The organism is Mycobacterium sp. SMC-17, from assembly GCF_045310915.1.
In the GTDB taxonomy this organism is placed as follows: domain Bacteria; phylum Actinomycetota; class Actinomycetes; order Mycobacteriales; family Mycobacteriaceae; genus Mycobacterium.
In genome coordinates, this window is the sequence record NZ_JBJIAK010000031.1 from 59,064 (window position 1) to 72,453 (window position 13,390).

Genomic DNA, 13,390 nt, shown 5'->3' on the forward strand with positions numbered 1-13,390 from the left:
GTGGCTCTCCTCAGTTGAAAAAGCTGGTTTCGTCGTCGACCATGTCCATGGCGATGCGCCGGGCTCGGATCGCGGCCCGGTCGGCCTTGACGTTGATGTCGCGCCGGAGGCCACCGGGTTCGTCGAGCCGCCGCTGGATCGTCTCCAGGATGGCCGCATCGCGAACGGCCCACTCGTGGAACATGATCCGCAGGTACTCGGTGACGGTGTCCTCGGCGCCGGCGTAGTTGCGTGCCATCTGCAGGAAGACGTGCGTCGAGCTCGGCGATTCGGGCGTGAACCCGTGAATCCGCAACAGCCCATAGGATTCGCCGTCGTCGATTTCGATGGCGTAGTGCTGCGTGTGCAGCGCGGGGGACACGAAGGTCCCCTCTTCGCGCCGGGTGGCCACCGACTCTTCGGGCAACCCGGTGATCGCCGACTCCCACGGCGCCAGCCGACTCGGGGGAGTGGACCGGGTGTAGGCCACCGAGCGTTCGGAGATCTCGACCTCGTTGAGCGGCGGCAGCTGCTGAATATCCGGCGGCACGACCTCGGGATGCGTGACGAACACATCGGTCAGGTCAAGGTAATGCTCATGCAGCAGAAGGTAATTCGCCTCGACACGCAGCACCTCGGTGGTGCTGGTCCAGCCGGAACCGTCCAGGTACCACGGCACGCGTGGCGGCGGGCGCAGAGCGGCGGCACGCGGTTCGCCGAGCCAGATCCAGACGAACGGCGCGGTCTCGACGACCGGGTACGCCGCCACCCGGGCACCGGGCGGCACGTTCTCCTGCGACGGCACGTCGGCCAGACAGCCGTCGGGCTCGTAGCTGAAGCCGTGATAGCCGCAGACCACGCGGTCGCCGTCCCGCCGGCCCTCCGACAGGGGATAGGCGCGGTGCACGCAGCGGTCCTCCAGGGCGACGACTTCACCGGACGCGCGGCGGTACAGGACCACGTGCTTGTCCAGCAGACGCCGGGCCAGCAGTCCCGCGCCGACCTCATCGCTGAGCGCGGCCACGTACCAGCAGTTCAACGGGTAGTTGGTTCTCATAGGTCGAGCACCAGCCTTTCGGACCGGGAGCGCGAGACGCAGATCATGATGGTTTTGTTCTCCGCCTTCTCCGAGTCGTTGAGCACGGAGTCGCGGTGATCGCCGATGCCGGCGATGATTTCGCATTCACAGGTGCCGCACACGCCTTCCATGCACGACCCCAGTACGTCCAGGCCCGCTTCTTCGGCGACGTCGTAGATCGTCTTGTCCGACGGCACGGTGAGGGTGATGCCGGAACGCTGGCATTCGATCTCGAACGTGTCGAGGGCGTCGGCCGGTTCCTCGATGGTCTTCGCCGAGAAGCGCTCGAGGTGCAGGCTGCCGTCGGGCCAGGCCTGGCAGCCCTTCTCGACCGCGTCGAGCAGGCCCTCGGGTCCACAGCAGTAGACCAACGTGTTGTCTTGCGGCGCCGCCAGCACCGCCGCCAGCTTGGTCCGGAAAGCGTCGCCGTGCTCGTCGCGCGCGCAGATGGTCACGCGGTCGCCGAAGCGTTCCAGCGCGTCCAGGTACGCCATCGACGAGCGGGCGCTGCCGCCGTAGATCAGCTGCCAGTCGGCGCCGGTGGCCTCGGCGGCCTCGATCATCGGGAGCATCGGCGTGATGCCGATACCGCCGGCGACGAACTGGTAGCGCGGCGAGTTCACGAGCGCGAAGTGGTTGCGCGGCCCGCGCACCCGGACGGTGGTGCCCTCGTGGAGCTTGTCGTGGACGTACTGCGAACCTCCACGGCTGTTCGGGTCGAGCAGGATGCCCACCTGCCACTCGGTGCGGCTGGCGGTGCTGCCGCACAGGGAGTACTGCCGTGTCAGCGACGGCGACATGACCAGGTCGATGTGAGCGCCGGGGGTCCACTCGGGCAGGTCCGCGCCGGAGGGGTCGGCGAGGGTCAGCGTGACGACACCGTCCGCTGACTGTTCGCGCCGGCGGACCTCGAGGTCGACCTCGACTTCCCGGTATGCAGCGTTACTCACAGTGCCCTCTGTTCTTCGCCCGAGCGGCTCATCGCCGTGCGACGGACGGGGATCGACTTGTACTGGTTGAGGAACAGCGCCCGCACGCGGGTCGGGTCGCCGTCCAGCGTGAGGTCGGGGAACCGGCGGACGGTCTCCTGAATCCACAGCTTCAGTTCGAGGCGCGCCAGGTTGGCGCCGAGGCAGAAGTGCTTGCCGCGGCCGCCGAAGGCCTGGTGCGTGTCCGCCAGCCCCTCGCGGGTGATGTCGAACTCGTGCGGGTTCTCGAAGACGGTCTCGTCCCGGTTGGACGCCAGGTACCACAGCAGTAACCGGTCGCCTTCTTTGATCTGCTTGCCGTGCAGCTCGAAGTCGGTGGTCGCGGCCCGGCCCATGAAGGCGAAGGCGGGCGCGTAACGGAGGCCCTCCTCGACGGTGGGTTCGAGCAGCTCCGGGTTCTCCTGCAGCAGGATCAGCTGATCCGGGTTCTGCATCAGGGCCAGCATCGTCGCGCTGTAGGTGGCGCGCGTCGAGTCGTTGCCGGCCGTCATGAGCAGGGTGAAGAACGTGGCCATCTCGAGTTCGGTGAGCTTCTCGCCGTCGATTTCGGCGTTCATCACCGCGGTGATCAGGTCGTCGCGCGGGTTGTCCCGGCGCTGAGCCATCTGCTCGCCCAGGTACGTGATGATCTCGCCGACGATGGCGCCGGCGTCGTCCCACTGCGTACGGATCTCCGGATCCTCGAACGCGCTGAACACGTTGGTCCAGTAGACGAGGCGCTCGTCGTCCTCCGCGGGCGTGCCGAGCATCGAGCCGATCACGCGGGCCGGCACGGGCCGCGCGACGTCGCGGACCAGGTCGAAGCTCTCGCGGTCGGCCACGCTGTCGAGGACGTCGTTGATGATCTGCTTGATGGCCTCTTCGTGGGCCGCGACGCGTTCGGGCGTGAACGCCTTGATGACGAGGGCCTTGAGCCGGTCGTGCCGGGGCGGGTCCATCGAAATCAGCTGCAGCCGCTGGACATCCAGCGGCACACCGATGTCGTCGACGTTGAAGATGCCGCGCTTCTCGGACGAGAACGTGCGATGGTCGCGGCTGACGGTGCGCACGTCGTCGAAGCGGGTGATGGACCAGAAGCCACCTTCGCCGGGGACGTTGCGCTGCGGGCTGTAATGCACCGGGTCCTCGCGTTGCAGTCGGGCGAACAGTTCGTACGGCGGACCGTCGTCCCACACCGCGGGGTCGGCAAGGTCGACGGCGGCGAGGTCCACTTCAGTTGCGGCGGCAGTGGTCACGTTGCCCTCCTGGTTGGTCTGATGTTTACGAAAGCTATTCACCGCGGCCGCCACGATCGACGTCTCGCGACGACCAACTCTCGGAGCGTTTACGGAGCGTCGTTGTCGTGCGGCGACAAAGCCCGATTTGCAGCAACTTCGGCGCCGCGTGATCTACGGTCGTTTCATGCCGGAACGACGCGTCGACGAGAGTGCCGTCGTCGCGCGCGCAGCCGAGGTGATCGGCGGGCTCGACGGCAAGTTGGGTGACATCACGCAGTCGATCCAGAAGATCCTCCTCACCGAGATCGCCGAGCTCAGCGAGGATGCGCAACTGATGGAATTGCAGGCGCACACGGTCGCGGCCAACGTCGAGACCGTCTTCGCGTCGATCCGCCACCGGATCCCGATCGAGGACGTCGTCCCGCCGACGGAGTCGCTCGAACACGCCAGGCGGATGGCGCAGCGCGGCGTTCCCGCAAATGCGGTGGTCCGCGCCTACCGGCTGGGCCACCAGGAAGTGATGAACTTCGTGCTCGACGAGATCGCGGACTCGGACATGGATCCGCGGTGGGGCCTCGAAGTTTTCAAGTACTTCCAGACCGTTGCGTTCGGCTACATCGACTGGATTTCGCAGCAGGTCCTCACCACCTACCAGCAGGAGTACGACCGGTGGGTGGAGAACCGAAACAGTATGCGGGCGCAGCGGGTTCGCGCCATTCTGACCACGGCCGGCGGTGACGTCGACGAGCTCACCGAGGAAATCCGCTACCCCCTGCAGCGCGTGCACCTGGCGCTGGCGCTGTGGTACCCCGATGACAACGGCGGCGACGAGCTCGTCCGCATGGAGCGTTTCGCCAACCACCTCGCCTCGTCGCTGGGCACCCACGAGCCGCCGCTGTTCTTGTCGGTCGACCACCTCACCGCGTGGGTCTGGCTGCCGCTGTCCGCGCACAGCGCCGAGGGTGCGTCGGACCGGATCCGGGAATTCGCCGCAACACAACAGGATTCGCCGTGGATCGCACTCGGTAATCCGTTGCCCGGCATCGAAGGGTTCCGGCGTTCGCATGAACAGGCGGTGGCCGCCCGCGCGGTGGCGGTGGTGTCCGGTTCAGTCGAACGACGCATCACCGCGGCGAGCGACCCAGGGCTGCCTGTCGCGACGCTGCTGGGCGACAATGTCGGAGCGGTCGGTGCGTGGGTGGCCGAAATCCTGGGCCCGCTCGCGAGCGACACCGAGAACGACGAACGGCTCCGCGAGACGTTGCGGGTGTTCCTGCGGACCGGCTCGAGTTTCAAAGCGGCCGCCGACGAAATGCATCTGCATTCGAATTCGATCAAGTACCGGGTGAACCGCGCGATCAGTCGCCGGGGCACGCCGATCGTCGACGACCGCATCGAGGTCGAGGTCGCATTGCTGCTGTGCCACTGGTTCGGTCAGGCCGTTCTGAACTGACAATTCGTCGCGGCGGGCCATTTGTGGACCGTCGACAACGCGTGCCCTGGGTGTGGTACGAACTTTGGCTGTTTGCGACGTAGTTCGCTTGCGCTGCCGTCAGTAGTTTTTGGATCACTGCGAAACGCATATCAGCGAGCCGGTCCTTTGGATAATTACTCGCACGGTCCGACGGAGGCGAATCATGGGCGACGATCCAAAATCCGACAAAGCGCGTGGCGCGTCGCCTTCCGACGATCGCGGTCAAGATCAAAATCAGAGCAGTAATCCCTTGGGCGCCTTGGTCGATCCGCTCACCAAGCTGGGTATCGACACCGCGCGCGACATCGCGGCCGCCGTGCAATCGACCCGGGCCGCCGCCGGGGACCTGCTGAAGGTCGTCAATATTCTGAGTCGGCTGCCCGGGCGCGAGACGCAACCGGCGCCGGCAGCGATCCCGTCGTCGCCGGAACCGGCCGATGACAGCGATATTGACGACGATGACGAAAATGCCGCTGCCGCAACCGCTGTGCTGCCCGTCGTGGCACCGGACGAATTGCCGGTCGAGAACCCGGGACTCTTCGGCGGCTTGAAGCGCGCCGCGGAGTCGGCGCTGAATCCTGCCGCTGTCCTCGGCGTTGCCGTCACACCGGTGCGCCGCGTGATGAGCTCCGGCGACACCGCCAAGAAGAAGTCCGAGCATCGCGACGGGGACAAGAAAGCCGCGAAGCACGACAGCGACGCCGAGCTACGCCATTGGGGCGACGAGCTGATTGCCAAGTCGCAGAAGCCGACACGTAAACAGGCGCACCGTCATCCGGCATTCGGCCAGATCCTCAGTGAGCTGGCACCGGACGAGGTTCGGATGCTGCGCTTCCTGGCCGTCGCGGGCACCCAGCCGTCCATCGACATCCGGACGAAGACGATGTTCCAGGTCGGCTCGGAGCGGCTCGTCAGCGGCGTGAACATGATCGCGGACATGGCCGGGTGCCGGTGGCCGGAGGCCGACCAACGTTATCTCGCGAACCTCAATCGTCTTGGCCTGGTGCGCTTTTCGTCCGAGCCGGTGGCGGACTACCGGCGCTACGCGCTGCTTGAGGTGCAACCACGCGCACTCGAGGTGACCGAGGCGATACCCAAGACCATCAGCGTGTACCGCAGCATCTATCTGTCGGAGTTCGGCCAACAGTTCTGCGAGGTCTGCATCGACACCGACGGCTACAACGCCGGGGGATGGGCCACTGATGAGCGCGGCGACAAGATCATCGGGAAAGGCCCACCCGATCCCGCCGCGCACAAACCCAAGCACTGATCCGACCCCCCGACAAGCCCAGGGATATTTCATGACAACGCTCGCCGCCGGGCCCTTTCTTGATTGGGAGGAGCTCACCGGACAATCGAAATTCGTCGTCGACATCATCAGCGTGCCGATCTTCAGCGCGATCGCCGGCTTGATCACCAACTGGACCGGCGTCATCATGTTGTTCGCGCCCGTCCGGTTCACCGGCTTCTATGTGCCGGGCCTGAAACGGATATTTCCCTTTCTGCCCCGCAAGGTCCAGATTCTGCCCACCTTCGCGCCCAACGGAATTCTGGGTTTCCAGGGATTCATTCCGTGTCGCGCCGAGAAGATGGCCAGCCTCATCGTCGACACCTCCATAGCCCGGATCGGCAAGATCTCGGACTTCTACGAACAACTCAATCCAGACAAACTCGCGAAAGCCATTGCGGTGGCGGCCAGGCCGGATATCGGCCGGCTGACCACCGAGATCATCGAGGCCCGGCATCCGCAGATGTGGCGGTCGCTGCCCCAGCCGTTGAAGGACGAGGTGCTGCAGACCGTCGACGCCGAGTTGCCGACCATCTCCAAGCGGGCCTTCGCCAAGATCGGCGAGAACATCGACCAGCTGCTCAACGTCAAGCTGATGACCGTCAACTTCCTGCGCCGCAACCCGGAAGTGTTGCGGGACATCATCAAAGGCATGGCGGTGCCCGAACTGCGCTTCATGGTGCGCATCGGCGCGCTGGGCTTCCCGTTCGGTGTGCTGCTCGCGCTGTGGCTGTCGCTGATCTACTACTCCAGCGATGAGGCGCGCGAACACGCCGCGGCCCATGGCGGTTTCGCGATTCACCTGCCGGGGTTCCTCGACTCGATCCTGCACTTCCTGCCGACCTGGCTGTGGGTGCTCGGCGGCGCCGCCGTGATCGGCATCGTCGTCAACATCATCGCGATCAAGGTGGTGTTCGAGCCCGGCGAGCCGCAGCCCCGTTACAAATACCTTTGGAAACAAGGGCTTTTCGCGAAGCGGCAGCACCAGGCCGCCCACGAACTCGCGACGATGCTGTCGCTACAGGTCCTGACGGTCAAGAACTTCGCGCACGAACTGCTCAACGGCGCCAGCGCGGACAAGACCCGCGCGCTGATCCAGTCCGCGGTCGGTGAAGAAGCCGAGCGCATCCTGGGCCCGTATCTGGTCGTCGCCCGCAACTCGTTCGGCGTCGTGGATGTCGAAGGGCTGCAACGCGGAGCGGGCGACAAGCTGGTCGATTTCGCGCCGAGCGTCCTCTACGACCCCGGGTTCAACAAGACGCAGGCCAAGAAGATCGAGACGTTCGCGACCGAGAAGTTCCGGGCGCTGCCACCCGACAAATTCGGCGAGATGCTGTACTCGGCCATCGAGCAGGACGCCTGGCTGCTGTACGCCCACGGTGGGCTCCTGGGCATCCTCGTCGGCGCCGTCCACATCCTCGTCTTCGGTGCCTGACACCCCGATCGAAAGGGCCGCTATGGCGTCCTATTCCAGAATCGTCGTCGGCACCGACGGGTCCGACGAGGCGACCGACGCGGTCACCGTCGCCGGCGTGGTGGCGGCCGGCCTCGGTGCGCCGGTCACCATCGTCACCGCGTGGAAGCCCAGCGTTTCGGTTCCCGGCGGCCGGGAGCGGCCGTGGGCCGATCTGACGGCCGAGGGCGCCGACGTCGATCTGACCGCGCTGGGCGTCACGACGATCGACAAGGTTCCGGTTAAAGGCAGTGCGTTCGACGCCCTCGTCGACGCCGCGGCGCAGGCCGAGCGGCCGCTGATCGTGGTCGGGGCCGCGGGGCTCGGCCACACGTCCAGCCGGCTGTGGGGGAGTACCTCGAACGAACTGTCGCACCACAGCCCCGTCGACGTGCTGTTCGTGCGTAAGCCGCTCGCAGCGGTGCAGACGATCGCCCTGGCCACCGACGGCTCCGACACCTCGGTGCGTGCGGTGCGTGCCGGGTACGACCTGGCGGCCGCACTCGGCGCCCGGCCGATCCTGGTCACCGTTGCCGGCGATACCGCCACGGCCGAGGAGACGCTGAACGACGTCGAAAGCCGGCTGGGAATCACCGGCTCACTGGAGCGGCTCGCGCTGGCCGGCGACCCCGCCGACGTGCTCGCAGCCGCCGAATATGACGTCATCGTGATCGGAAACCGCGGCATGGCGGGTTTCGCCCGGGTCCTCGGGTCGACGGCCAACACCATCACTCATCGGGCGACGTCCAACCTGCTCCTGGTCAACACTTCGCCGGCCGCTGAGTAGGGCGCTGTTTCCGCCGACAGCGAGTTCGTCGAATCCGGCACTGCCCCACCCTTGAGCGCTAGCACTCGCGTGTATAGAGTGCTAGGTGGCACGCGGCCAACCGCGCTCCGGCACCCGCGACGACGGTGTGCGGTCAGGACGCTTGCCGAACAACCTGGCATCCGGGGATTGGCCCTGGATCGACATACCAACCAAGTGGAGGGCTTCCATCGTGGCAGTCAACATCAAGCCACTCGAGGACAAGATCCTCGTTCAGGCCAACGAGGCCGAGACCACGACCGCTTCCGGTCTGGTCATCCCTGACACCGCCAAGGAAAAGCCGCAGGAAGGCACCGTCGTCGCAGTTGGCCCCGGCCGCTGGGATGAGGACGGCGAGAAGCGGATCCCCCTGGACGTTGCCGAGGGCGACACCGTCATCTACAGCAAGTACGGCGGCACCGAGATCAAGTACAACGGCGAGGAGTACCTGATCCTGTCGGCCCGCGACGTGCTGGCTGTCGTCTCCAAGTAAGCATTCGTGTCCCGCCCCGGTCGTCCCCGCATGTCTGTGCGGGTGATGTCCGGGGCGGTATGCGTCTCAGCGAAAGGCTCTTATGAGCAAGCAGATTGAATTCAACGAAGCTGCGCGCCGGGCCATGGAAGCCGGTGTCGACAAGCTCGCTGACGCGGTTCGCGTCACCATCGGCCCGCGTGGCCGCAACGTCGTGCTGGCCAAGGCCTTCGGTGGCCCGCAGGTCACCAACGACGGCGTCACCATCGCCCGCGACATCGACCTGGAAGACCCGTTCGAGAACCTGGGCGCCCAGCTGGTCAAGTCCGTCGCGACCAAGACCAACGACGTTGCCGGCGACGGCACAACCACCGCCACCGTGCTGGCCCAGGCCATCGTGAAGGCCGGCCTGCGCAACGTCGCGGCCGGTGCCAACCCGATCGCGCTCGGCGCGGGCATCTCGAAGGCCGCCGACGCGGTGTCCGAGGCCCTGCTGGCCGCGGCCAAGCCGGTGTCGGACAAGACCGCCATCGCCCAGGTTGCGACCGTTTCGTCGCGCGACGAACTGATCGGTGAGCTGGTCGGTGAGGCGATGACCCGCGTCGGTGCCGACGGCGTCGTCACCGTCGAGGAGTCCTCCACCCTCAACACCGAACTCGAGGTGACCGAGGGCGTCGGCTTCGACAAGGGCTTCCTGTCGGCGTACTTCGTCACCGACTTCGACTCGCAGGAAGCCGTCCTCGAGGACGCGCTGGTGCTGCTGCACCGCGACAAGATCAGCTCGCTGCCCGACCTGCTGCCGCTGCTGGAGAAGGTTGCCCAGGCCGGCAAGCCGCTGCTGATCGTCGCCGAGGACATCGAGGGCGAGGCCCTGTCGACCCTGGTCGTCAACGCCATCCGCAAGACCCTCAAGGCCGTCGCGGTCAAGGCGCCGTTCTTCGGTGACCGTCGCAAGGCGTTCCTGGAGGACCTCGCCGTCGTCACCGGTGGCCAGGTCGTCAACCCCGATGTGGGCCTGACGCTCCGTGAGGCGGGCCTCGACGTGCTGGGCACCGCCCGTCGCGTCGTCGTCACCAAGGACAGCACCGTGATCGTCGACGGTGGCGGCACCGCGGAGGCCATCGACGGTCGCAAGGCGCAGCTGCGCAGCGAGATCGAGGCCTCGGACTCGGATTGGGACCGCGAGAAGCTCGAAGAGCGCCTCGCCAAGCTGGCCGGCGGCGTGGCCGTCATCAAGGTCGGCGCGGCCACCGAGACCGACCTGAAGAAGCGCAAGGAAGCCGTCGAGGACGCCGTCGCCGCCGCCAAGGCCGCGGTGGAAGAGGGCATCGTCACCGGTGGTGGCGCCGCTCTGGTCCAGGCTCGTGCCGCGCTGGAGGGCCTGCGTGGCTCGCTGACCGGCGACGAGCTGATCGGCCTCGAGGTCTTCTCCTCGGCGCTGTCGGCCCCGCTGTACTGGATCGCCACCAACGCCGGCCTCGACGGCCCCGTCGTGGTGAACAAGGTGGCCGAGCTGCCCACCGGCCACGGCTTCAACGCCGCCACCCTGACCTACGGTGACCTGCTGGCCGACGGTGTCGTCGACCCGGCCAAGGTGACCCGGTCCGCGGTGCTCAACGCCGCGTCGGTGGCCCGGATGATCCTGACGACCGAGACGGCCGTCGTGGACAAGCCGGCCGAGGAAGCCGATCACGGGCACGGCCACCACGGCCACGCCCACTAGGTAGTTGCAACGAAACGCCCCCGGTCCTGTTGGGCCGGGGGTGTTCTCGTTGGACGGTGGTCCTCGCCGGGGCGGTGGCTGTTTCGGGGATTTTCGTGTCCGTGATTGTCGGTCTGCTAGCGGACACTGTTGTCACCCAACAGGAGGGGTCTGTATGCCAACCAACCTCTGGACGCCCACAGCCGACCTCGACCGCCTTAATGAGGACTTCGACTTCGAGTTTGATCGACTTTGCAAGGAATCTGACGAATCGTCGGTAGCCCACCGGTCGGCGCTGCATGGCTGTGTCTCGGCCATCTACAGTATGCGCGAGTATCGGAAGGCGACGTATACGAACAATCGGGCGTACCACGGTGCACTCGATACTGAGGCCGTTAACAGCGCGGTCCCCGAGGGGGTAGTCACCGCACGTGGCAAGTTGGTACACGTTGCGGTTCGTTGCCCGAGACCACAAACTGTGGGCTTGTACCCAAGCGCCGAGACTTTCCCGGGTCCTGACACTTTTCCCGGTGCATACCTCCAGTGGCGCAACGTATCCGACCCGCTAGTAGTCGGTGCAGGCTTCAGCGCACGTGAGCTTGGCAGCTACGGCGCTATCGCGGGGAAAGCGGTATTTGAGACTTTGCGGCAGGCCAGAGACTTCTTCTCCGGACGGTAATCGCGTCGTCTCTTCGGCTGGCCGTTTGGTGTTGCGTCAATTAGGTTCGCGGAAGCCGACTGCTCACTGTGCGCTTGCTGCTAGCGTCCGGATTGTGACTGCGTCTCCGCGTTCCCCGGGGTGGTATTCAGACCCGTCTGATCCCAACGGAAAGCGTTATTGGAACGGGGCCGAATGGAGCGTGCCGACCGCTCCGGGGGCACCCCCTCCGGCGAGCGCGGCCAACAGCAAGAGTGCTGCCGTCGCAGCGGCTGTATGTGTACTTGCCGCTGTGGGGCTTGTGATGTCGATGCAGTCAGTGAGTTTGATGTCTGGCTCTGGCTTGGTATGGATGGGTGTCGCGCTCGTGGCCGGCAGCGTGGCCGTCGCGTTCATCATGGGCGCTCCCAAGTGGGCACGTGTCGGCGCGGCTGTGGTACTCGTGTTGGCGCTCTCCAACGGTTTCTACATCGAGAACCAAATGGACAAGAAGCGCAACGAGATCACGCACATGTTCGACAAATAGGCCGCTGCATGACGGCGTGAATTGAAGTAAGTCCACGCCTCCAACGCGCACCCGTGCTGCCGGAATGAGGAAACGGAGCCGAGCGTTATGGGCCCGCTTGCCACTTGTTGCCCGATCCATTGGCGTCGCTGACGCACACGAGTGGGACACCGTCGCCGGTTTGAGCCGCCGTGCTCGGCGAGCAGTCCGCGCCGATCGTACGAGTGCCCACTAGCGGAGCTGACGAGACCCACATCCCTGGCCCGTTCGGCGGTCTGTAGATGCACGCTTGCGTTTCGCCGCCGGGCGTTGTCCTGAATATAAAGCGGTCGTAGTTGGTGCACCCATCGCCGGCTGGCTTTGTCTGGGGATTAGACGGGCCGGACGAGGTCGCTGTCTCGCACGCGACACCGTCGCCGTCCCGGTCGAGTTTTCGGCTGTAACCTGGCTCGCCGACGTACAACGGTGCGGCGCCAGCGCTAATCGCCTCGGCACAGCTCCCGAATGAAACTCCTGAAGCGATAGGGGCAGGTGTCAGGACCGCCACAGTTGCTGTGGTGGCAGCGAAAATCATCGACTGTCGCGTGCCGAAACGTATCGATCGATTAATCATCCGTCGTCAGTCGCCCAGTGCCGTCTGTGTTCCTGCGAATGCGAGGTGGTGAAGCTCGGCAACATCAACGGTGGTCGAATCTGCTGGAATATCAAATGAGTGGGTCGGCGAAGACGTGGTCACGCTGACGCACGCTATCAGTGCGTGCACAGCTGATACTCGGATAATCGTCAGAAATTGCTGGTTCGAGCGACCGCTGCCGCCACCAACAAGTGGCCAGGCCCGCGCAGAACCTTTGCGACCAAAGTTGGTGCGACCGAAACGCCCCGGCCCTGTTTGGCCGGGGCGTTTTCGTGAGGCGATGGCCGACGTCGGGGTGTCACCCGAAGATAAGTTGCCTCTGCCCGCGGGCGGCAACATGGTCGTACGCGAAACCCGCCCATACCGAACGCATTTCACGTCCGAGGTTCTCGTCGACGGTGCGTGGCTCGGGGCCGAGCATCGGCGCGTCCGTCCATGCGCCTACTGCGCCAAGGAGGAGCGGCAGCTCGATGCAATGGCAGGCGCCGAGAGGCGCCCGCGGTGGTGCCCAGTCGACGCGGAAAGTCGCTGCGTGTCCACCTGCGCGCTCCCAGCTGCGGGCGAGATCGATTGCCGGCCTGCCGAACTCGGTGCGCGTCATGTTGCGTCCGATCAGCGTCGTGAGCGCGGCACCGAGCGGTCCGAGCCGCTGGACATGCTCGCCGCGGGGATCCATCGACACAAAGGGCCGGCCGTCGTCACGGGTGTAGCCGACCAGGATCTCGACACGCCTAGCCGCGTCGGCGATCTGCGACTCGAATTGTTCGGCGGAGACCAGCGGTGCGTGACCGAGAATCGGTGCGTAGGCCATCATGGCGACCCGCCCGAACGGCTGAGCGGCTGTCAACGCGGCAACCTGTGCAGCGAGCAGCTGCTCAATGTCGGCTTCCATGGCCGGCACGCCCGCCAACGACACCAGCGCGGCCTTGCGCATCGCGGCGGCCATCGCCGAGCGCTCGCGCGGCAGGCCGAGCGGTGCGCTCTGCAGGATGGCCCGGGTGAAGAGTCCCGCTGTCTCCGGGCACAGCATCAGCGACATCACAGAATCTCCGCCAGCGGGAGGAATTGTCAATACCTGTGGATCGGCTTGTTTCAGGCGACCTCCGTTCCAGTTGATTCGGTCGGTGCCGAGTCCG

The 13,390-nt window shown here is 65.8% G+C and carries 12 protein-coding genes and 1 pseudogene; 8 read left to right on the forward strand and 5 right to left on the reverse strand.

Translation table 11 applies throughout. The features are described from left to right. Positions 1–10: 10 nt before the first annotated feature. Genes ACJH7A_RS19545 through ACJH7A_RS19555 form a run of 3 tightly spaced genes read right to left on the reverse strand, consistent with a single transcriptional unit; the run spans position 11 to position 3,281 of the window. Positions 11–1,036 carry a Rieske 2Fe-2S domain-containing protein gene (locus tag ACJH7A_RS19545; protein WP_406802577.1) on the reverse strand — a complete coding sequence of 342 codons (1,026 nt, stop codon included), beginning with the start codon at positions 1,034–1,036 and terminating at the stop codon, positions 11–13. Beyond that, positions 1,033–2,007 (reverse strand): PDR/VanB family oxidoreductase, encoded by a 975-nt coding sequence (locus ACJH7A_RS19550; protein ID WP_406783867.1) that lies wholly within the window; start codon positions 2,005–2,007, stop codon positions 1,033–1,035. Before ACJH7A_RS19550 ends, ACJH7A_RS19545 begins: the two co-directional genes overlap by 4 nt. Next, the gene (locus tag ACJH7A_RS19555; protein ID WP_406783866.1) at positions 2,004–3,281 is read right to left on the reverse strand and encodes a cytochrome P450; all 1,278 of its coding nucleotides are present in this window, start codon (positions 3,279–3,281) and stop codon (positions 2,004–2,006) included. The genes ACJH7A_RS19550 and ACJH7A_RS19555 overlap by 4 nt, the downstream gene beginning before the upstream one ends. Before the next feature lie 166 nt (positions 3,282–3,447). On the opposite strand from ACJH7A_RS19555, the gene ACJH7A_RS19560 reads away from it, so the two are divergent. From ACJH7A_RS19560 to ACJH7A_RS19595, 8 genes and pseudogenes are all read left to right on the forward strand, one after another. Beyond that, positions 3,448–4,716 (forward strand): helix-turn-helix domain-containing protein, encoded by a 1,269-nt coding sequence (locus ACJH7A_RS19560; RefSeq protein WP_346416371.1) that lies wholly within the window; start codon positions 3,448–3,450, stop codon positions 4,714–4,716. A gap of 109 nt (positions 4,717–4,825) precedes the next feature. Beyond that, the gene (locus tag ACJH7A_RS19565) at positions 4,826–6,007 is read left to right on the forward strand and encodes an Abi-alpha family protein (protein WP_406802578.1); all 1,182 of its coding nucleotides are present in this window, start codon (positions 4,826–4,828) and stop codon (positions 6,005–6,007) included. A 31-nt stretch (positions 6,008–6,038) separates the two neighbouring features. Beyond that, positions 6,039–7,460: a hypothetical protein gene (locus ACJH7A_RS19570; protein ID WP_064982618.1), complete on the forward strand. Its 1,422-nt coding sequence runs from the start codon at positions 6,039–6,041 to the stop codon at positions 7,458–7,460. 22 nt (positions 7,461–7,482) lie between these two features. Continuing rightward, positions 7,483–8,265: a universal stress protein gene (locus tag ACJH7A_RS19575; RefSeq protein WP_406802580.1), complete on the forward strand. Its 783-nt coding sequence runs from the start codon at positions 7,483–7,485 to the stop codon at positions 8,263–8,265. Between the two features lie 208 nt (positions 8,266–8,473). Further along, positions 8,474–8,776 (forward strand): co-chaperone GroES, encoded by a 303-nt coding sequence (groES, locus tag ACJH7A_RS19580; protein WP_029367666.1) that lies wholly within the window; start codon positions 8,474–8,476, stop codon positions 8,774–8,776. 82 nt (positions 8,777–8,858) lie between these two features. Further along, positions 8,859–10,478 (forward strand): chaperonin GroEL, encoded by a 1,620-nt coding sequence (gene groL, locus ACJH7A_RS19585; RefSeq protein ID WP_406802581.1) that lies wholly within the window; start codon positions 8,859–8,861, stop codon positions 10,476–10,478. Between the two features lie 752 nt (positions 10,479–11,230). Further along, a pseudogene (locus tag ACJH7A_RS19590) lies at positions 11,231–11,338 on the forward strand (DUF2510 domain-containing protein); the annotation flags it as partial. A 129-nt stretch (positions 11,339–11,467) separates the two neighbouring features. Beyond that, on the forward strand, positions 11,468–11,641 hold the full coding sequence (locus tag ACJH7A_RS19595; RefSeq protein WP_244872996.1) for a hypothetical protein: 174 nt from the start codon (positions 11,468–11,470) through the stop codon (positions 11,639–11,641). 85 nt (positions 11,642–11,726) lie between these two features. Here the strand turns inward: ACJH7A_RS19595 and ACJH7A_RS19600 are convergent, their stop codons facing one another. After that, positions 11,727–12,233: an excalibur calcium-binding domain-containing protein gene (locus ACJH7A_RS19600; protein WP_406802582.1), complete on the reverse strand. Its 507-nt coding sequence runs from the start codon at positions 12,231–12,233 to the stop codon at positions 11,727–11,729. A gap of 319 nt (positions 12,234–12,552) precedes the next feature. Then, positions 12,553–13,390 (reverse strand): carboxylesterase family protein (locus ACJH7A_RS19605; RefSeq protein WP_406802583.1); only part of this gene is annotated, 838 nt, incomplete at its 5' end.

What these genes read in the sequence shown, in the direction of transcription:
- ACJH7A_RS19570 (WP_064982618.1), top strand. Translation starts at nt 6,039, where the DNA reads ATGACAACGCTCGCCGCCGGGCCCTTTCTTGATTGGGAGGAGCTCACC.
- ACJH7A_RS19545 (WP_406802577.1), bottom strand. Translation starts at nt 1,036, where the DNA reads ATGAGAACCAACTACCCGTTGAACTGCTGGTACGTGGCCGCGCTCAGC.
- ACJH7A_RS19575 (WP_406802580.1), top strand. Translation starts at nt 7,483, where the DNA reads ATGGCGTCCTATTCCAGAATCGTCGTCGGCACCGACGGGTCCGACGAG.
- groL (WP_406802581.1), top strand. Translation starts at nt 8,859, where the DNA reads ATGAGCAAGCAGATTGAATTCAACGAAGCTGCGCGCCGGGCCATGGAA.
- ACJH7A_RS19560 (WP_346416371.1), top strand. Translation starts at nt 3,448, where the DNA reads ATGCCGGAACGACGCGTCGACGAGAGTGCCGTCGTCGCGCGCGCAGCC.
- ACJH7A_RS19595 (WP_244872996.1), top strand. Translation starts at nt 11,468, where the DNA reads ATGGGTGTCGCGCTCGTGGCCGGCAGCGTGGCCGTCGCGTTCATCATG.
- ACJH7A_RS19600 (WP_406802582.1), bottom strand. Translation starts at nt 12,233, where the DNA reads ATGATTAATCGATCGATACGTTTCGGCACGCGACAGTCGATGATTTTC.